The sequence below is a fragment of the Microbacterium sp. bgisy207 genome (assembly GCF_057706855.1).
In genome coordinates, this window is sequence record NZ_JBYIPB010000001.1 from 265187 (window position 1) to 283264 (window position 18078).

Below are 18078 nucleotides of genomic sequence, written 5' to 3' on the forward strand. Positions count from 1 at the left end.
CAGCGGTGTACGGGTCAGGTGAGGCGTCGGCGGAGGGTGTCGACGTCGTCGTCCGTGAGGCCGCTTGAGCGGAGGTAGTCGGCCGAGCCACCGTGCTCCGCCGCGACCCACTCCAGCGCGGTGACGATGGCGGACGGCGGGGTCGCGGCGACGAGGTCGTCAAGTGCAGGCGTGCGAGGCAGGCCCATCCCCTCGAGCATGGCGAACATTCGATCCGTCCACGGGCCCGCGAGGTTGCGCTCGGAGATGGAGTAGTCGGCGACGATCGCGTCGCGCTCGACCCCGATCGCGTCCAGGATCAGGGCGATCGCGACGCCGGTACGGTCCTTGCCCGCTGTGCAGTGCACGAGGACAGCGCCCTCGGAGCGAGCGACGGTGCGTGCCGTCTCGGCGAAGGCGCTCCCACCGTGCGTGAGCATCGACACGTAGAGGTCCGGGAGGGGCGGGATCTGCGCGAGCGCCTCATCGATGATGCGCGAAGCTGCCTGCGGGTCGCCGGCCGCCGAAGCGGAACGCAACACGCGCTGCGCCATCCCTGCCATCGCTCCCTCGAGTACGCCGAGCTGGACGACGTGTGGCGGGCGCGATGCGGGGAGCCGGTCCGGCGCCATCTGCTGCTCCATTGCCGTACGGAAATCGACAACGACGCCGATATCCGAGCCCGCGAGCTGCTCGAGGCCTCGATCGGTGAGCGCGCTGAGCGCATCTGACCGGTACAGGACCCCGGTTCTGGTCGCGCCGCCTGCCGACAGCGGCAACCCTCCGATATCGCGGAAGTTGTGCGTTCCTTGGGGGGCGAGGTCGGAGAAGTCGGATGCCGAAACCGAGGTCATGCCTCCAGCGTAGGCGCGGCGGGACCACGCTTCGGGGTGCCTCGGGACCTCGCGATCTGGGGCAGATCTAGGATGGGTGCGTGATGACCCTCACTCTCATCGGCCGCGACGGGTGCCACCTGTGCGAGGTGGCCCGCGGCGTCATCGACCAGGTGCTCGCTGATCTCCCCGACAGTCGCGCCGATCAGATTGAGCTGGTCGACGTGTCCGTCGACGCCGATCCGGCGCTGAGGGAACAGTGGGGGGAGAAGGTTCCCGTGATCCTCGTTGACGGACGGCTGCATTCGTATTGGCGGGTCGACGCGACCCGGCTGAAGGAGGCACTCGAGCCGAGTCGGGAGCCGGTGTCATGACGATCCGACACATCGTCGTCTGGTCGGTCACGGGAGACGATGACCGTGCCCGCGCCGAGAACGCGCACGGGATCGCCGAGCGGCTCCGGTCCCTCGAGGGTGTCGTTCCGAGCATCCGTGCCCTCAGCGCCGGACCCAACGTGGCCTATGCCGAGGTGAATGCCGACGTCGCTCTCGTCGCCGATTTCGACGACGTCGCCGGGCTCGATGAGTACCAGCGCCATCCGGCGCACCTGGAGGTCGCGGGCTTCATCCGCAGCGTCGCATCCGCGCGGATGGCCGTCGATCTCGAGGTCTGAGCCGCGGGTTCAGCGTCCGGTGTCGCGCGACGTCGGCCGCACGACGACCGGGGCGGGGAGTAGCTGTATCGCGACGGGTTGGTCGTATTCGACGCGTTCGGCGGCGGGGTGCCGGACGCGGACGAGCGTGCCGTCGTCCGTTCTGACGAGGGTCCGCCGGAAACTGCCGAGGAACGTGCTCTCCTGCACCCGTGCCGGAGTACCGGACTCTGCCGCCGGGGCGATCCTGACGTTCTCGGGGCGCACGAACACCTCGACCTCGCCGGCGGGTTGCGCGGCGTCGTGGAGGGGGAGGCGCTGACCCCAGACCGTGACGGTGTCGCCTGCCACGACGCCGGGCACGACGCTCGAGACGCCCACGAAGCTCGCAACGGTCGCCGTCGCCGGACGCAGGTAGAGGTCCTCGGGTGAGCCGATTTGCTCGATGCGTCCCGCGTTCATGACCGCGATCCGGTCCGACACCGCGAGGGCTTCCTCCTGATCATGCGTCACGAACACCGTCGTGATCCCCAGCCGCAGCTGGATGCGGCGGATCTCGTCGCGCAGTTGCACGCGCACCTTCGCATCCAGCGCCGACAGGGGCTCGTCCAGCAGGAGCACGCGGGGCTCGGTGACGAGGGCGCGTGCGAGCGCGACCCGCTGCTGTTGACCGCCCGAGAGCTGATGCGGGTATCGATCGGCGAGGTGCCCGAGACCGACGAGGTCCAGCGCGTCGGCGGCACGTCGCGCGGCGGCGGCCTTACCCAGCCCCCTCCGGCGCAGCCCGAAGGCCGTGTTGTCGATGACGCGCAGGTGCGGGAACAGCGAGTACGACTGGAAGACCATGCCGATGTCGCGCTTGTTGGTCGGCGTGCTCGAGACATCCGAGCCGCCGACGTAGACCGCTCCGCCTGTTGCGCTCTCGAGACCTGCCAGAACGCGCAACGCGGTCGTCTTTCCGCACCCCGAGGGCCCCAGCAGCGAGACGAACTCGCCGGGCGCGATGTCGAGGTCGAGCCCGTGCAGCACCCGTGTGCTGCCGTAGTCCTTGACGATGCCGCGGAACTCCACACGGGTTCCTGCGCCCTGTTCGGCGAGAAGGAGATTGTCGGCGGTGCGGGGGAGTGGATGCGGGGAGGTGTCGGTCATGATGTCGGGGTCCTTTCGGGACGGCCGCGCCCGACGCGACCGATGACGAGCAGCAGCAGGAAGACGAACAGGAGCGCGAGGAGCGTGAAGATCGCCGCCGCAAAGCCGTCGATCCGACTGACGACGAGAATTCCGGTCTGGAACACCTGGCGGTTGAGCAGCGACGCGATCGTGAACTCGCCGAGTACGACGGCGACCGAGATGAGACACGCCGCCAGCAGGCCCTGGCGCAGGTTCGGGGCGAGTACGCGCAGCAGCACCGTCCACCAGTTCGCGCCGAGCGAGCGGGCCGCCTCTGACAGCGTCCGCATGTCGACCGCGTCCATGTTCGCCTGGATCGAGCGGTACGCGAACGGGAGCACCGTGATGCCATAGGCGAAAGCGAGCGTCCAGGCGCCCGTACCGAGGGTGCGCCCGATCTGCAAGTAGATCGGCGCCAGACCGACCACCAGTACGATCGCCGGGATGGAGATGGGAAGAAGCACGAGGAACTCGAAGACCGGCTTGAGCGTGGCGAAGCGCAAGTTGATGAGCACCATCGTGGGCGCAAGCAGGAACAGCACGATCGCCACGGTCACGACCGCGAGGACGAGCGAGTTGGCAAGGCCCGTCCAGATCGGCTGGTAGAGCCGAGGGTCCGCAGGGTTGAACAGGTCGACCCAGTGCGCGAGGGTCAATCCGCCGGTGGTGTTGTCGCGCAGCGTGAACAGCAGTGTCGCGACCACCGGCACCACGAAGAACGCGCCGACGGCGATCGCGATGATCCACCGGGTCAGGGCTGAGGGGCCGATGCGCGTCATGACTGCCACCTCGCTGCACGTCGCTGGACGAAGGAGTACGCCGACATCACGATCGCGATCACGATGATCATCCCGAGCGCGAGGGCACCGGCGAGGTTCTCGCGCCCCAGCACCGTCTCACTCGTGAGTGCGGTGCGGATCTGCAGGGGAACGATTTGCGAGCCCTGGCTGGCGAGGGCCGCTGCCGTGGCATACGACGAGAAGGCGTTCGCGAACAGCAGCAACAGGCTCGCGAAGAACGCCGGCGCCAGGACCGGGAAGCCGACGCGCAGCCAGAAGCTCGTGGAAGTCCCGCCCAGGACGAGGTTGGCCTCCGCCCACTGGGGTCGCAGGGCTGCGAGAGCGGGCATGAAGGTGATGACCATGAGTGGGATCTGGAAGAACACGTAGGGCAGGATCAGGCCGGGCAGCTCATAGATCCAGGGGCCTCCCGCGAAGATGTCGATCCCGAGCACGTCCTTCAGAAAGAGGGTGACCATGCCGTTGAGGCCGAGGGTCGCGATCCACATGAACGCCAGCATCACGCCGCCGAACTGCGCGAATACCCCGGATGCGGCATCCACCGTGACACGCACCGGGTTCTCGTCGCGGAGGGTGAGCATCGCGTAGCAGACGAGTGCGCCGATGACGGCGCCGAGAACCGCCGTCAGCGCGGACAGCCAGGTCGAGTTCCAGAACGTGCGAAGGATCACCGGGTCGGTCAGGGCGGCGACGTTCTCGAAAGTGAACTCGCCATCGGAATCGAAGAATCCGGACCCGAGGGCAAGAACGGTGGGCAGGGCGAGGAAGACGAAGAGGTAGACGACGAAGGGGGCGAGGCCGAGCCACGCCCAGGCGGCGGAGCGGAGGGCGGACCTCCGCTGCACCGGGACCGAGGACCCCGGTGCAGCGGAGACGAGTGTGTCGGAGGTCACTGAACCGCCGCAGCCCACTCCTGGCCGAGCAGCTCGCCGGCTGCCGTGCTCTGCGCCTCAGTCGGGACGACTGTCTCGGCGGGGGCTTCGGGCAGTGCGGCTGCCAGCTCGGCGTCGATCGTGCCGGCCTCGGTCATCGCCGCCATGCGCACGGGGCGCGCGCCACCGGCGAGCCAGAGGTTCTGCACCTCGTCGCTGTACAGGAACTCCTGCCACAGGCGCGCCGCCGCGGGGTGCGGTGCGTCGATGTTGATCGCCTGGTTGTAGTAGCCCGCGTAGCCCACGCCGGGGAAGACGACGGTCTTCCAGTTCGGGTTGTCGGCGGTGTGGGTCGCGTTCAGGTAGTCCCAGTCGAACACGACGGGGGTCTCGCCGCTGGCGATCGTGGCCGTCGTCACGTCGACCTTCAGCAGGTTGCCTGCCGCGTTCAGCTCCGAGAAGAAGTCGATGCCAGGCTGGAAGTCGTCGAGGGTGCCGTCGTTCTGGACGGTCGCCAGGCCGACGGCCGCGAAAGCCGCGCCGGCCTGGGTCGGGTCGCCGTTGATCGCGACGGCACTGGTGAAGTCGGAGCCGAGCAGGTCCTGGATCGTCTCGGGCTCGGGGTAGAGCGACGAGTCGTAGCCGATCGACATGTACCCTCCGTAGTCGGCGACGAACAGACCCGAAGGCTCCTTGAGCGCATCCGGGATCTCATCCCAGGTCTGCACCTGGTACGGCGCGAACCAGTCGGTGTTCTGCAGAGCGACCGTCAGCCCGAGGTCGAAGACGTCGGGAGCCGTGTCCAGCCCTTCGTTGGTCTCGGCCGCCTGGATCTCTTCCGCGCTCGAGATGTCGGGCGAGAGCTCATTGACGGCGATGCCGGGGTAGGTCTCGATGAACAGGTCGATGATCTCGCCGTAGTTCGCCCAGTCCCGGGGGAGGGCGATGACGTTGAGCTGGCCTTCGGCCTCGGCGGCGGCGACCAGGTCCTCCATGGTGCCGAAGTCGGCCAGGCTCGTCGCCGTCGCCGCGTCGACGCCGGACCCGGACTCCGTCGCGGTTCCGGAGCAGCCGGCGAGGACGAGGCCGGCGAGGGTGACAGCGGCGGCGGCCGTGGTGAGTCGGCGCGCGCTGGGCAGGGTGATGCGCATGGGATTCCTCTCGTGGTGGATGCCCCGAGTGCTCGCGAGAAGCGGGTCGCGGGAGGGGGTGAGAGGAAGCTACCGAGCGTGAGTGACGTACTCGCTTGCTTCGGGTGAACGACACGCGCGGAGCCGGTGACGAGCTGGTCGGCCGCTCGCGCGCCGTTCACCGCGATGTCGGCGGCGAAGACTCAGGGGGCCAGGCGTGTGGGGCCGCGGAACAGGAACGTCACCTCGCGGATAGAGGATTCGCCCAGCAGCAGCATCAGCAGGCGCGCGAGGCCCATCCCGAAGCCGCCGTGGGGCGGCACGCCGTAGCGGAAGAAGTCGAGGTAGTGCTCAAGGCCCGCGACATCCAGCCCCTTCTCGACAGCCTGCTGCTCGAGCACCTCGACGCGGTGCTCGCGCTGGGCGCCCGTCGTGATCTCGGTGCCGCGGTACAGCAGGTCATAGCTCTTGGTCATTCCGGTCTCGGGATCGCGCATGTGGTAGAACGGGCGGATCTCGGGGTGGTAGTCGGTGACGAACACGAAATCGTGGCCGTAGGTCTCCTTGACGTATGCCGACAGCTGGCGCTCACCCTCGGGGTCGAGGTCGCCGTCGGCGCGGGGGATCTCATAGCCGCGCTCGGCCACGATGCGGCGCGCCTCGGCCAGCGGGATCCGCGGGAAGGGGAGGGTCGGCACTGTCACCTCGAGGCCGAACAGCTCCTCGATCTCGGCACCGTGCTTGTCCTTCACTGCCTGGATCGCGACCTGCAGCAGCTCCTCCTGCATCCGTGCGACGTCCTCGTGGGAGTCGACCCAGCTGATCTCGGCGTCGATCGAGGTGAACTCGGTGGCGTGACGGCTCGTGAAGCTCGGGTCGGCGCGGAAGGCGTCGGCGATCTCGAACACCTTGCCAAAGCCCGCTGCCTGCGCCATCTGCTTGAAGTGCTGCGGGCTCTGGGCGAGGTAGGCGGTCTGGTCGCCGAAGTACTCCAGCGAGAACAGTTCGGCGCGCGACTCGGCGGGGCTGGACATGAGCTTGGGGGAGTGGATCTCGATGTAGTCGCGCTCGACCCAGTACGTGCGCATCGCGTGTTCGAGCGTCGTCTGCACGCGGAAGATGAGGTTGTTGCGGGCCTGACGCAGATCGAGGAAGCGCCAGTCCATGCGCTTGTCGAGACCGCTGTCGGCGGCGATCGGGGTCTCGGGGTCGGATGCCGCGGCGATGTCGAGCTCGGCGATCTTGATCTCGACGCCGCCGAGCTTGACGCGCTCGTCGTGCTTGAGCTCCCCGGTGACGGTCAGGAACGTGCCCGTCGACAGGGCCGAGATCGTCTCGGTCAGCGTGAGAGCGCTGCGCGCCGCGTCGTCGGCATCCTCCGGCAGCTCGCGGGTCGCGGGATTCACCAACTGCACGGCACCGGTCTCATCGCGCAGGATGACGAACTGCACCTTCTTCTGGTCGCGCACCGTCTCGACCCATCCGGAGACGGAGACGGTGCCCGCGGGCAGTTGCTTCAGCTGGTTCACCAGGACGCGTTCACTCACGAGCGCCCAGTCTACGGGCCGGTGCGGCCGCAACCCCCGGAGCCCTAGGATGGGCCCGTGAGCGACCCCAAAGATCCCGTGTTCCGCATGGATCCGAGCACGTTCCGCGTGCAGGAGCCGGCACGGAGCGAGCACACCGAGGTGCCCACCGAGACGGATGCCGGTTCCGCGGCCCCCGGCAACGGCGACGCGGATGCTGCTCTCCCGGTCGCTCCCCGGACACGCAGGCCCCGCCGCCCGATCCGGTGGGCGGACATGATCGTCTCGATCGTGCTGCTCGTCCTGCTCGCGGGGGCCGCGGTGACGGCATCCGTGTTCGGGGCCTTCCTCTCTTTCGCCTCCGACTCCTGCGGCGTCACGGGGTGCAACTTCAGCGTCATGAGCATCGGTGTCTGGTTCGCGGTGCTTTCGCCGTGGGTCGTCTTCCTGATCGCGCTTGCCGGCACGATCGTCATGATCGTGCTGCGCCGGATCTCGTTCTGGATCCCGATCACCGCGTTCGTCCTGATCGTCGCGCTGTGGCTCATCGGCGCCGTGCTCGTGTGGGCGGGAACCTGACCTGACCCGCCCTACACAGCGCGCACCCAGCCCGCCGTAACCTGGCGCCCGTACCGTAGCCGGGTGCACACCGAGACAGCAGACGGCTCGTGGATGACGCATCTGATCGACTGGTCGGTCTCGCTCATGGAGATCATCGGACCGGCGGGTGCCGGAGTCGCGATCGCGCTTGAGAACGTCTTTCCGCCGCTGCCGAGCGAGGTCATCTTGCCCATGGCCGGCCTGTCAGCCAGCCGCGGGTCGTTCTCGCTTGCCGAGGCCCTGATCTGGACGACGCTGGGCTCGCTCGTGGGGGCTTTCCTTCTGTACGGCATCGGAGCGTGGCTCGGTGTGGACCGACTGCGCGCGATCGCGGCGAAGGTTCCGCTGCTGCATCCGGAAGATATCGACCGCACCGTCGCGTGGTTCCAGCGCCACGGCGGCAAGGCCGTCTTCTTTGGTCGGATGGTGCCGATCTTCCGCAGCCTGATTTCGATCCCGGCGGGGGTGACCCGGATGCCGCTGTGGAAGTTCGGTCTACTGACCGTGGCAGGCAGCGCCCTGTGGAACACGGTCTTCGTTCTCGCAGGCTTCTCCCTTGGCGAGGCGTGGCCCGTCGTTGAGCGGTACGCGGACATTCTGCAATACGTCGTGATCGCCGCTGTCGTGATCGGTGTCGCCTGGTTCGTCTATGTCCGCATCCGAGGCCTGCTCGCTTCCCGCAATGGCAGCGATCCGGCAGCGTCGCCCGACTGATCAGCGGGCGCTCTCAGCCCGTGCAAAGCGAACCCCCACGTAGACTGGGGGTGTGCCCGCTGACCGTGTCCATCTCGTGCGTCACGGGGAGGTCTTCAACCCGAATCGGGTTCTGTACGGACGGCTCCCCGGCTACGGGCTGAGCGAAGACGGGCAACGGATGGCGCAGCAGGCCGCCGACTGGATCGGTGGACTGGAGCGTCCCCTCGCCGCGCTGCTGGTCTCTCCGCTCCAGCGCGCGCAGGAATCGGCGCAGCCCTTCGTCGACAAGTTCGGGCTGCGGGCGACCACCGACGAGCGCGTGATCGAGCCGACGAACGTCTTCGAGGGAAAGCGAATGAAGCGTGCCCTCGCGAACCCGCTGAACTGGCGCTACCTCGCCCGTCCCGCCGTGCCGAGTTGGGGTGAGCCGTATGCCCAGGTCGTCGCCCGCGTGGACGCCGCGATGACGGATGCCTGGGGCGAGGCCGACGACGGCGATGTCGTGATCGTCTCCCATCAGCTCCCCATCTGGGTCACCCACCTCGCCGTGGCGGGCCTTCCCACCCAGCATGATCCCCGCCATCGCCGCTGCGCGCTCTCGAGCGTGACGAGCTTCGAGCGCTCCGGAGACGGGTGGGTCGAGGTCGACTACGTGGAGCCGGCTTCGACCTCCCACGCCATCGACGTAGGAGCGGTCTGACATGGTGATCCGTCGCGGCCGGGGGCCGGCATCCGTCGCGCTGGCGCTGTCCGGTCTGCTCGTTCTCGGGGGCGCACTGGCGGCGTGCACGGCCGATCCGCTTGCCGAGCAGTACCGCGCGGGCGACAACAAGGGGTTCATCGCCGCAGACGGGCTCGAGACCGTGGAGATTCCTTCCGAGCAGCGGTCGGCACCGCTGGAGTTCACGGGCGTCAGCGATACCGGCGAAACGATCACGAGCGAGGACTTCCGCGGCCAGGTGCTCGTCGTGAACTTCTGGTATGCCGCGTGCGGCCCGTGCATCGTCGAAGCGCCGGAGCTCGAAGCCGCCTACCGTGAAGTCGGCGGCCCCGACGTGGCGTTCCTGGGCATCAACACGGCCGATCAAGCCGCGACGGCCCGCTCGTTCGCGAAAGACAACGGCATCAGCTACCCGAGCCTGATCTCGGTCGGAGACCGGGAGCTCAAGCTGGCGTTCGCCGAGGCGACCCCCCTGAACGCGACTCCGGTGACCCTCGTCGTCGACCCCGACGGGCGCGTCGCCGCGCGCGTCATCGGGGCAGTCTCCGACGCATCGATCCTCACGACGCTCGTGAAGGACACGCTCGCGGAGAACGGATGAGCGTCGGCGAACTCATCGGCGGCGGCGCTCTCTGGGTCGCGCTCCCGATCGCGCTGGCTGCGGGCCTGCTGTCCTTTCTGTCGCCGTGCGTCCTCCCGCTCGTGCCCGGCTACCTCGGTTTCATCGGCGGATCGGTGACGACGGCTCGTGATGCCCAGGGGGTTCCGGTGCCCACCCGCGGCCGGCTGCTGTGGGGCGTCGCGCTGTTCATTGCGGGGTTCACGATCGTGTTCATGGCGATCACGATCCTCGGTGGCGCGCTCGGACAGTTCTTCATCCGCTACGGCGACGTCATCACGCGCATCCTCGGGGGCGTGATCGTCTTCCTCGGGCTCGTGTTCATCGGGCTGTTCGGCTTCGCGCAGCGCAGCGTCCGCCCCCAGGTGCGCGGCAACCTCGGCCTCGTCGGAGCCCCGTTGCTGGGCCTGGCGCTCGGTCTCGGGTGGGTGCCCTGCATCGGTCCGACACTCGCGGCGATCACCTCGCTGTCGTGGAATCTCGGCGACCCCGGGCGGGCGGCGGTCCTCGGTCTTGCCTACTCCCTCGGACTCGGCATCCCCTTCATCCTTCTCGCGCTGGGACTCGGCTGGGCGACCACCGCGGTCGCCTTCCTCCGGCGCCACATCCGCGCCATCAACATCGCGGGAGGCATCCTGCTCGTGCTGCTGGGCGTCCTCATGCTCACCGGTGTCTGGACGACGCTGATGATCTCGCTGCAGGGGGTGTTGGCCAATGTCCCCCTCCCGCTCTGAGGACGCGGTCGTCGATCCGCTCCGACCCGCTGATCACGCCGATGCCGGTCGCGACGCCGCCGACGACGCCGTAGGTGCGTCATCCGGAGACCGTTCCCCGGACGGCGGGGTGACCTCCCCCGCGCTGGGCCCGGTCGGGTGGGCGCGGTGGGGATGGCGGCAGCTCACGAGCATGCGCACCGCGCTGCTGCTGCTTCTTCTGCTGGCGATCGCGGCGATCCCCGGCTCTCTGGTTCCGCAGCGCAGCGCGGACCCCAACGGCGTGACGCAGTACTACGCCGACAACCCCGACCTGGCCCCCGTTCTCGACGGGCTCCAGCTGTTCGACGTGTACACGTCGGTGTGGTTCTCGGCGATCTACATCCTGCTGTTCATCTCTCTCATCGGATGCGTCATTCCGCGCACGCAGCACCACTGGAAGGCGTTGCGGGCGCGGCCCCCGCGCACCCCGGCGCGGCTCGAACGACTCGCCGCCTACCGCGAAAGCCTCGTCGAGGCAACGGATGTCGAACCCGCCGCGTACGCCGAAGAGGCCGTCGCGATCGCTGAACAGCAGTTGCGGCGGGGCGGATACCGCACGGAGCGCTACGACACAGGGCGTCCGGCCGGGTCGAGCTTCAGTGTCTCGGCCGAGCGCGGTTACCTGAAGGAGACGGGAAACCTGGTCTTCCACGGCGCGCTCGTCGGCGTGCTCATCGCCGTGGGAGTGGGCGGCGGATTCACCTACACGGGTCAGACGGTCATCGTTCAGGGCGACACCTTCACCAATGCGCTGGTGGATTATTCGTCGTTCAACCCGGGCCGTTTCGTCGACGAGAACGCGCTCGTTCCCTACGCGCTCACGCTCGACGAGTTCGGTGTGACGTACGTCGCGCCCGATCAGAGCGGAGCGGGGCAGGCCGGGGACTTCGTGGCCCGGCTCACCACCCAGCTCGCCGGGCAGGAGCCCACCCAGGGCGATGTCCGCGTCAATCAGCCACTCGATGTCGCGGGCGACCGCATCTTTCTCATGGGTAACGGATACGCGCCGACGATCACCGTGCGCAATGCCGACGACGAGGTGGTGTACTCCGCATCCGTGCCCTTCCTGCCGCAGGACCGGAACCTCACGTCGCTCGGTGTCGTCAAGGTGCCCGACGGGTTGCCCGAACAGATCGGCCTCGTCGGCTTCTTCTATCCAACGGTCGCCGAGCTCGAAAGCGGCGCTCTCACGTCCGGTTGGCCCGCGCTGGTCTATCCCGAGCTCACGTTCAACGTCTTCGAGGGTGATCTCGGCATCGACGGTGGCATCCCTCGCTCGGTGTACACGCTCGACACGACCGACATGACGCAGTTGACCGGAGGAGACACCGGGGTCGACTCGATTCGCTTGCGGCCCGGTCAGACCGCCGAGATTCCGGGGGGACGCGGCACGATCACCTTCGAAGACGATTCGGCCGTCACCCCGGTCGGTGAACCGGTCAAACGATTCGTGTCGCTGTCGATCCACCGGGATGCTGCCGCGACGTGGGTGCTCGTGTTCGCCTCGCTCGCCGTCGCAGGGCTGCTTGCCGCCCTGTTCGTCCCGCGCCGCCGGGTCTGGGTGAAGGCGACAGTCCAGGGACCCACTGTGCGGATCGAGTACGCCGGCCTGGCGCGCGGTGAGGACCCGACCCTGGCCGCGACGGTCGATCGGGTCGCGCGAGACCACGGCGCCGCCCTCGCGGGACGCCGCTCCGGCGAGCCCACGTAAACTGGGTCCATGCCCGTCGATTCCGCGTTGTCCCTCGAGTCGGTCTCGTTCCTCCTCGTGTGGACCGCGATCGCGATCTATGCGCTCGCGTTCATCGCCTACGTCGTCGACCTTTCACGCCGGTCGGTCGCCGCGGTGGACGCCCGACCGGCTCAGCGCGAACTCGTCGCCGTCGGTGCCGGTGAGGCTGGGGCCTCTGCGGGAGCCGCGGATGCCGCATCCGCCGTCGACAACCTTCGCGCGCAAGAGCGAGCCGCTGAAGACAACCTGAACGCCGCGCCCGGACGTCGCGCGCGCCTGCTGTGGGCCCGCATCGGCACGAGTCTGACCTGGCTCGCGTTCCTCTTTCACCTCGGCGGCGTCATCACCCGAGGCATCGTCGCCGGCCACGTCCCCTGGTCGAACATGTACGAGTTCGCGCTGACAGGGACGATGCTCATCGTCGCCGTGTACCTCGTCGTGCTCTTCCGATACGACCTGCGCTTCCTCGGCTCGCTCATCACGGGCATGGTCGTGCTCATGCTCGGTGGCGCGTCGTTGCCGTTCACGTTCTACGTCGAGGTCGTCCCGCTTGCGGATCCGCTCAAGAGCGTTTGGCTCGTCATCCATGTGTTCGTCGCGTCGCTCGCGACCGCGCTGTTCGCCATCGCGTTCGGACTCTCGGTGCTTCAGCTGATGCAGGCTCGCCGGGAGCAGCGCGCGATCGCCGCGGTCGGCACGGGCGCGACGGTGCGGTCCGGCCCCGGGTTCTTGCGCACCCTCCCCGGTTCCGAGGCGCTCGAGTCGCTCGCGTACCGCTTCGCGATCATGGGCTTCGTGTTCTGGACCTTCACGCTGATCGCCGGATCGATCTGGGCGAACGACGCGTGGGGCCGCTACTGGGGCTTCGATACGAAGGAAGTCTGGACCTTCGTCATCTGGGTGCTCTACGCCGGCTACATCCACGCTCGCGCGACACGCGGCTGGCGCGGGGCGCGTTCGGCGTGGCTGTCGATCGTCGGATTCACTGCCGTCATCTTCAACTTCACGATCGTGAACATGTTCTTCAAGGGTCTGCACGCCTACAGCGGCCTCAGCTGAGGTCTGCTCGCCCGACGTGAACTGCGTCCGCACTGAGGCGTGGCGTTGCGGTTAGCTCGCGGCCGACGAGGCGAGGATGGCGCGGGCTGTCGTCGTGCGGCGTGCGGCGACCGCGAGGATGGTCGCAACGAAGGCCAGGCCGCCCCAGATCAGGAGACCCGCGACCCCGGCGCCGACGCCACCCGAGCCGGTGAGGGCGCCGAGCATCGCGTTGTAGGCCGGTGAGATGGGCAGGACCGTGTCGATCGCCGTCAGCACCCCGGGAACCGTGGACACGATTCCCGTCGCGACCGCGAGCACGCCGATGAGCGCCGCGATCCAGCGTCCTGCGCCGCCGAAGACGGCCACGAGCGCCTGGTTCACAGCCGCGAAGGCGACACCGGCCAGGATGCTGACACCGGCGAAGATCGACCAGTCACCCCAGTCATATCCCGCGGAGATCTGCACAATCCCTGCCACGAGCAGACCCTGAACGGCCCCGATCGCCGCCGCGGGCACAAACGAGCGCAGGGCGAGAAGGGGCGAGGCCGCCCGGGAAGCGAGGGTGCGGGCCGGGAAAGCCCGGAGTGCGACGAACGAGCCGAGCGCGCCGAACCACAGCGCGAGAGCCGTCAACAGCGGAATCGCGGATGCTCCAAAGAGGTCGGAGCCGACGCCCTCCGCTGCCACGGGGTCGGCGACGACCTCCGCGAGGCTCGCGGCTTCGGCATCCGTGTACGAGGGGAGTTCCTCGACGGCTGTGTGGAGCCCGTCCGCGAGGGAGGTTGCGCCCCCCGCGAGCTGTGTCAATCCGTCGGTGAGGCTCGTGGCGCCGGTCGCGGCCTGCGCGGCGCCGCTCTGCAGGCTCTGCGCGCCGGATTGCGACTGCGTGGTGCCGTCGGCCAGTTGCACCAGTCCGTCGGCGAGGCTCTGCGTCTGGGTGGCGACCTGTCGCAGGCCGGCGCTGGTCTGCGAGATGAGGGTCGAGATGCCCGGAACGACATTCTCGCCGTACCCGGCTGCCGTCCCCGCTGCAGTCGCCGCCGCTCCAGCATTCTGTGCGACCGTGGCGGCGTTCGCTGCGGCCGCGGCGACCTCCTGGCAATACCCGACCGAGCCGTCGCACGTTGCGGCGAGTGCCCCCAGTTTCTGCGCGAGCGCGAGCGCGCCGGGCTTGCCGTCCTCACCCTGCAGGACGGTCACCGTCTCTGCTGCGGCCGACTGCATGTAGCCGTACATCTCGTTCGCGGCCCCGGGAAGCGGCGCCGCATCCAGCCCGTCCGCGATCTGGTTCTGGGCAGCTGCCAGCTGCGCCGCACCGCCCGCAGCCTGAGAGGTCGAGGTGGCGAGGGTTCCGAGACCCGAGCCGAGCGCGCCGGCCCCGGAAGCGAGCTGGTCGATGCCGCCCGCGAGCTCCGCGGACCCGTCCGCCGACTGCCGGATGCCGTCGGCGAGCTGATCGGCGCCGCCCGCTGCCTCGCCGAGCTGATCGCCGAGGGTCGTGAACCCGAGGAACACGTTCTCGAGGTACTGGGTCGAGATCTGCTCCCCGGTCAACGTCGCCGCGGTCGAGGTGATCTGAGCGGTGATGGCGTCATCGACGATGAGGCTGTCGGGGGGAGTCGTGACCTCGATCGTCGCCTGCTCGGGGGTTTCGCCCGGCCGCGTGGAGGTGGCTGCGGCGGAGAAGTTCTCGGGAATCGTGACGACCGCCGCGTAGGTGCCGTCGGCAAGCCCCGCGGCGGCGTCGTCGGCGTTCGAGATGGTCCAGGTCAGGTTGCTGTCGGCATCCCCCGAGCCTTCGACGAGCCCGGCCGAGAGCTGGCGCCCCAGCGGAACATACTGGCCGTCGATCGTGACAGGTTCGTCCTCGTTCACGATCGCGGCGTTCATCGTGTCCAGTCGCGTGGTCGGGTCGTACAGGGCGACCACGAGGATGCCGCCGATGACGGCGGGTAGCAGGATGACGCCGAGGATCGTGAGCCACGTGATGGGCTTGCGGCTCCGGGCGCGTTCGACGGACATACTCATGCGTGCTCCTCCGCGGGTGCGGGAACTGTCGTTTCGTGCCGCGAGCTCAGCGCGAGCGAGCTCACAGTGACGCGGCGGGCTTCGGTCATCAGCGCGCGGGCGGCGTCCTCGCGCTGCGTCGAGGCAAGGATCGTCAGGGCCGAGGACCCATTGCCCGGGCGCTCGCGGCGCGTGAGCGCGGCGTCACGCAGGAGCGCTGCCGCCTGGTCGCGCATCGCCTCGCTCTCCAGCCTGTCAAGACCGTCGATCACGATGATCTGGGCGGATCCGCGCAGGGGATGGGCAAGTTCCGCGATCGGATCGTCGGCATCCGCGAGGAGGGCGACCCCCACGTGCGAACGCACCCAGGCCGCGCGCTCGGGCAGCAGGTGCCCCGACACGCGGAGGCGGCCCCCGGTCGGGGCCAGGCGCCCGGCGATGGCCAGCAGGAAGGCGCGTGTTGCTCGCGGATCGCCGTCGACGAGCACGGTGTCGCCGAATTCCACGCGGGTGCTCACGCCCGAGAACACATCAACATCGCTTCCGTGCCGTCGCCCGAAAGCGTGCAGTGCGAGGTCTTCCGCAACAACGGCGGCCGTCGTGTTCGGCTCGGGCCAGTTCCGCAGCGAGAGCTCGCGCTCCACGGCTTCGCCCTCGATGTCGAAGTGCGGAAGCACGCGATGCATCCACCGCGGCATCCACCACGCGTGCTGCCCCAGCAGCGCCATGACGGCGGGGACGAGCGTCATGCGCACGAGGAACGCATCGATCGCGATGCCCGCCGCAAGGCCGAGCGCGATGGGTTTGATGTTGATGTCGCCCTCGGGGACGAATGCGGCGAACACCGCGAACATGATGACGGCGGCGGCGGTGACCACGCGGGCTGACGCGGTGAAACCCGACCGGACGGCGCTGATCGCGCTCGCGCGGTCGGCGCGTCCGCCGCGGGCCCGTCGCAGGTGCACATAGTCCTCCCGCATCCGGGACACGAGGAAGACCTCGTAGTCCATGGCCAGTCCGAACAGCACGCCCATGAGGATGATCGGCATGAAGCTGATGACCGGTCCGGTCTTGGACACGTGCAGGGCATCGGCGAACACGCCCCACTCGAACACGAGCGCGACGATGCCGAACGCGGCGGCGACCGAAAGCAGATAGCCGGCCGCCGCCTTCAGGGGCACCCAGATCGATCGGAACACGATCGTCAGCAGCACCAGCGACAGCCCGACGACGAAGATGCCGAACGGGAGGAGGGCGCCGCCGAGGCGGTCCGAGATGTCGATGGCGATCGCGGTGAAGCCCGTCACCTTCAGGTCGACGCCATACTCGTCGAGGAGTCGGTCGTGCTGGGCGCGCAACTCGCGCACGAGCTCCGCGGTGGCGGGGTCATCGGGTGCCGTCTCGGGAACGATCTGCACGATGCCCGTGTCGGCGGTGCGGTTCGGAGTCGCCAGGGCCACCTCCTTGACCCCGGGGATCGTCGCGATGTCGTCGCCGAGATCCTGCATGAGCGTCAGTGGATCGGTGGAGGTGACGATCGTGCCGGTCATGATCAGGGGGCCGTTCGCGCCGGCGCCGAAGTGTTCGGCGACGAGGTCGTAGCTCTGGCGCGCCTCGTTGTCTTCGGGCAGCATCCCCGCGTTGGGAAGAGCGAGCGCGAGGCTCCCCGCCGGGATCGCGAGCGCCGCCAGCAGCGTCACGACAGAGACCGTGGTGACGATCGGATGCCGCGTGACCAGGGTCACCCATCGGTTCGTCCTTTTCCCGGCCCCGGCCGGACTGGCGGATGCGGGGGCCGCCGTCTCAGCGCCCGCCGCCGCCTCATCGAGAGGAGCAGCGGCAGTGCGCGCCGACGCCTGGCGCCGCCGCTGCGTCCGAGTGCGGCGTCGGGGCCAGCCCACCACGCGACCCTTGACGAATCCCAGGAAGGCGGGGGTGAGGGTCACGGCGATCGCGACGGCGATCGCGACGGCCACCGAGGCCGCGATCCCCATGGTCGTCAGGAACGGGATGTTCGCGAACGAGAGGCCGATGAGGGCGATCAGCACCGTGGCGCCGGCGAAGACGACAGCCGACCCCGCCGTTCCGGTGGCGCGCGCGGCCGCTTCTTCGGGGTCGACGCCCTCGCGCACGGCATCCTGCTGGCGGGAGATGATGAACAACGCATAGTCGATGCCGACGGCCAGCCCCAGCATGAGGGCGAGCATCGGCGTCGTCGACGAGATCGTCGCGAAAGCCGTCGAGATGAAGATGAGCGCCATCGACAGGCCGACGCCCAGGATCGCGGTGATCAGCGGGAGTCCTGCCACGACGAACGAGCGGAACGTGACGATCAGCACGACCAGGGCGAGTGCGACACCGAACAGCTCGACGATCGAGAGGGTGGGCAGGGACTGCGAGAACAGGTCTCCGCCGAGCGCCACCGTCGTCCCCGCGGGAAGCTCGGCCTGCAGGGCATCCGTGATCTCGAAGAGCTGGTCCTTGGTCTCTTCGGACACCGAGGATGCCTGACCTTCGAATTGGAAGCGCACCAGAGCCGCCGACCCGTCATCGGAGATCAGGCCCGAGATCGACTCGTCATACGGATCACTGACCGCCAGGACTCCGTCGATGCCCTCGATCTGATCGATGGTGGCCTCGATCTCGTCGGGGAACGGCGCATCCTCGACCGTCGTGCCGTCGGGGGCGACGACGATGAACTGCGCGCTGGTCCCCGAGACCTCGGGAAAGGTCCGTTGGAGCTCCTTGAGTCCTTCCTCGGACTCGGTGCCCGGGATGGAGAACGTGTTATCGGTGCCCTGCTGAAAGAGCAGTGCGCCGCCGCCCGCGAGGATCAGCACGAGAAGCCAGGAGGTCAGCACCCGCCACGGATGCCGATACGCCCATCTTCCGAGGGCATACAGAGCGGTGGACACGGGTCTTCCTCCGGGAGTCGTCGAGTGAGG

General features: G+C 68.6%; 17 protein-coding genes. 9 read left to right on the plus strand and 8 right to left on the minus strand.

Going from position 1 to position 18078, the window contains the following annotated elements; translation table 11 throughout:
• Nucleotides 1-14 precede the first annotated feature (14 nt).
• On the minus strand, nucleotides 15-833 hold the full coding sequence (locus tag AC3ENO_RS01230; protein ID WP_434968807.1) for a tyrosine-protein phosphatase: 819 nt from the start codon (nucleotides 831-833) through the stop codon (nucleotides 15-17).
• Between the two features lie 83 nt (nucleotides 834-916).
• On the opposite strand from AC3ENO_RS01230, the gene AC3ENO_RS01235 reads away from it, so the two are divergent.
• Both AC3ENO_RS01235 and AC3ENO_RS01240 read left to right on the plus strand, forming a co-directional pair.
• A complete protein-coding gene (locus AC3ENO_RS01235; protein WP_434968863.1) occupies nucleotides 917-1186 on the plus strand; it encodes a glutaredoxin family protein in 270 nt (89 codons plus the stop codon).
• Nucleotides 1183-1485 carry a Dabb family protein gene (locus tag AC3ENO_RS01240; RefSeq protein ID WP_434968808.1) on the plus strand — a complete coding sequence of 101 codons (303 nt, stop codon included), beginning with the start codon at nucleotides 1183-1185 and terminating at the stop codon, nucleotides 1483-1485. The genes AC3ENO_RS01235 and AC3ENO_RS01240 overlap by 4 nt, the downstream gene beginning before the upstream one ends.
• A 9-nt stretch (nucleotides 1486-1494) precedes the next feature.
• Here AC3ENO_RS01240 and AC3ENO_RS01245 read toward each other — a convergent pair whose 3' ends face one another.
• The 5 genes from AC3ENO_RS01245 to aspS form a co-directional block, all read right to left on the minus strand.
• The gene (locus AC3ENO_RS01245) at nucleotides 1495-2613 is read right to left on the minus strand and encodes an ABC transporter ATP-binding protein (RefSeq protein WP_434968809.1); all 1119 of its coding nucleotides are present in this window, start codon (nucleotides 2611-2613) and stop codon (nucleotides 1495-1497) included.
• Complete coding sequence (locus AC3ENO_RS01250) at nucleotides 2610-3413, minus strand: ABC transporter permease (RefSeq protein ID WP_434968810.1); 804 nt, start codon at nucleotides 3411-3413, stop codon at nucleotides 2610-2612. Before AC3ENO_RS01250 ends, AC3ENO_RS01245 begins: the two co-directional genes overlap by 4 nt.
• Nucleotides 3410-4327 carry an ABC transporter permease gene (locus tag AC3ENO_RS01255; RefSeq protein ID WP_434968811.1) on the minus strand — a complete coding sequence of 306 codons (918 nt, stop codon included), beginning with the start codon at nucleotides 4325-4327 and terminating at the stop codon, nucleotides 3410-3412. The genes AC3ENO_RS01250 and AC3ENO_RS01255 overlap by 4 nt, the downstream gene beginning before the upstream one ends.
• Nucleotides 4324-5457 (minus strand): ABC transporter substrate-binding protein, encoded by a 1134-nt coding sequence (locus AC3ENO_RS01260; RefSeq protein WP_434968812.1) that lies wholly within the window; start codon nucleotides 5455-5457, stop codon nucleotides 4324-4326. Before AC3ENO_RS01260 ends, AC3ENO_RS01255 begins: the two co-directional genes overlap by 4 nt.
• A 182-nt stretch (nucleotides 5458-5639) precedes the next feature.
• Nucleotides 5640-6983: an aspartate--tRNA(Asn) ligase gene (gene aspS / locus AC3ENO_RS01265; RefSeq protein ID WP_434968813.1), complete on the minus strand. Its 1344-nt coding sequence runs from the start codon at nucleotides 6981-6983 to the stop codon at nucleotides 5640-5642.
• Between the two features lie 57 nt (nucleotides 6984-7040).
• Here aspS and AC3ENO_RS01270 point away from each other — a divergent pair, with 57 nt between their 5' ends.
• The 7 genes from AC3ENO_RS01270 to ccsB all read left to right on the plus strand — a co-directional run bounded on the left by AC3ENO_RS01270 (nucleotide 7041) and on the right by ccsB (nucleotide 13144).
• The gene (locus AC3ENO_RS01270; RefSeq protein WP_434968814.1) at nucleotides 7041-7541 is read left to right on the plus strand and encodes a DUF6264 family protein; all 501 of its coding nucleotides are present in this window, start codon (nucleotides 7041-7043) and stop codon (nucleotides 7539-7541) included.
• 126 nt (nucleotides 7542-7667) lie between these two features.
• On the plus strand, nucleotides 7668-8276 hold the full coding sequence (locus tag AC3ENO_RS01275; protein WP_434968864.1) for a DedA family protein: 609 nt from the start codon (nucleotides 7668-7670) through the stop codon (nucleotides 8274-8276).
• A gap of 52 nt (nucleotides 8277-8328) precedes the next feature.
• Nucleotides 8329-8958, plus strand: a complete 630-nt coding sequence (locus AC3ENO_RS01280) for a histidine phosphatase family protein (RefSeq protein ID WP_434968815.1) — start codon at nucleotides 8329-8331, stop codon at nucleotides 8956-8958.
• 1 nt (nucleotide 8959) lies between these two features.
• Nucleotides 8960-9580, plus strand: coding sequence for a TlpA family protein disulfide reductase (locus tag AC3ENO_RS01285; protein ID WP_434968816.1), 621 nt, complete (start codon nucleotides 8960-8962; stop codon nucleotides 9578-9580).
• Nucleotides 9577-10332, plus strand: a complete 756-nt coding sequence (locus AC3ENO_RS01290; RefSeq protein WP_434968817.1) for a cytochrome c biogenesis CcdA family protein — start codon at nucleotides 9577-9579, stop codon at nucleotides 10330-10332. Before AC3ENO_RS01285 ends, AC3ENO_RS01290 begins: the two co-directional genes overlap by 4 nt.
• A complete protein-coding gene (gene resB, locus AC3ENO_RS01295) occupies nucleotides 10313-12064 on the plus strand; it encodes a cytochrome c biogenesis protein ResB (RefSeq protein ID WP_434968818.1) in 1752 nt (583 codons plus the stop codon). The genes AC3ENO_RS01290 and resB overlap by 20 nt, the downstream gene beginning before the upstream one ends.
• A 9-nt stretch (nucleotides 12065-12073) precedes the next feature.
• Complete coding sequence (ccsB, locus tag AC3ENO_RS01300) at nucleotides 12074-13144, plus strand: c-type cytochrome biogenesis protein CcsB (RefSeq protein WP_434968819.1); 1071 nt, start codon at nucleotides 12074-12076, stop codon at nucleotides 13142-13144.
• A 51-nt stretch (nucleotides 13145-13195) separates the two neighbouring features.
• On the opposite strand, the gene AC3ENO_RS01305 is transcribed toward ccsB, so the two are convergent.
• The gene (locus tag AC3ENO_RS01305; protein WP_434968820.1) at nucleotides 13196-15154 is read right to left on the minus strand and encodes a YhgE/Pip domain-containing protein; all 1959 of its coding nucleotides are present in this window, start codon (nucleotides 15152-15154) and stop codon (nucleotides 13196-13198) included.
• A complete protein-coding gene (locus tag AC3ENO_RS01310) occupies nucleotides 15151-18048 on the minus strand; it encodes an MMPL family transporter (protein WP_434968821.1) in 2898 nt (965 codons plus the stop codon). The genes AC3ENO_RS01305 and AC3ENO_RS01310 overlap by 4 nt, the downstream gene beginning before the upstream one ends.
• Nucleotides 18049-18078 lie beyond the last annotated feature (30 nt).

Excerpts from the sequence above, each read along its gene's own strand:
- AC3ENO_RS01230 (WP_434968807.1), bottom strand. The coding sequence starts at position 833 with ATGACCTCGGTTTCGGCATCCGACTTCTCCGACCTCGCCCCCCAAGGA.
- AC3ENO_RS01235 (WP_434968863.1), top strand. The coding sequence starts at position 917 with ATGACCCTCACTCTCATCGGCCGCGACGGGTGCCACCTGTGCGAGGTG.
- AC3ENO_RS01240 (WP_434968808.1), top strand. The coding sequence starts at position 1,183 with ATGACGATCCGACACATCGTCGTCTGGTCGGTCACGGGAGACGATGAC.
- AC3ENO_RS01245 (WP_434968809.1), bottom strand. The coding sequence starts at position 2,613 with ATGACCGACACCTCCCCGCATCCACTCCCCCGCACCGCCGACAATCTC.
- AC3ENO_RS01250 (WP_434968810.1), bottom strand. The coding sequence starts at position 3,413 with ATGACGCGCATCGGCCCCTCAGCCCTGACCCGGTGGATCATCGCGATC.
- AC3ENO_RS01260 (WP_434968812.1), bottom strand. The coding sequence starts at position 5,457 with ATGCGCATCACCCTGCCCAGCGCGCGCCGACTCACCACGGCCGCCGCC.
- AC3ENO_RS01275 (WP_434968864.1), top strand. The coding sequence starts at position 7,668 with ATGGAGATCATCGGACCGGCGGGTGCCGGAGTCGCGATCGCGCTTGAG.
- AC3ENO_RS01285 (WP_434968816.1), top strand. The coding sequence starts at position 8,960 with ATGGTGATCCGTCGCGGCCGGGGGCCGGCATCCGTCGCGCTGGCGCTG.
- AC3ENO_RS01290 (WP_434968817.1), top strand. The coding sequence starts at position 9,577 with ATGAGCGTCGGCGAACTCATCGGCGGCGGCGCTCTCTGGGTCGCGCTC.
- resB (WP_434968818.1), top strand. The coding sequence starts at position 10,313 with ATGTCCCCCTCCCGCTCTGAGGACGCGGTCGTCGATCCGCTCCGACCC.
- ccsB (WP_434968819.1), top strand. The coding sequence starts at position 12,074 with ATGCCCGTCGATTCCGCGTTGTCCCTCGAGTCGGTCTCGTTCCTCCTC.
- AC3ENO_RS01305 (WP_434968820.1), bottom strand. The coding sequence starts at position 15,154 with ATGAGTATGTCCGTCGAACGCGCCCGGAGCCGCAAGCCCATCACGTGG.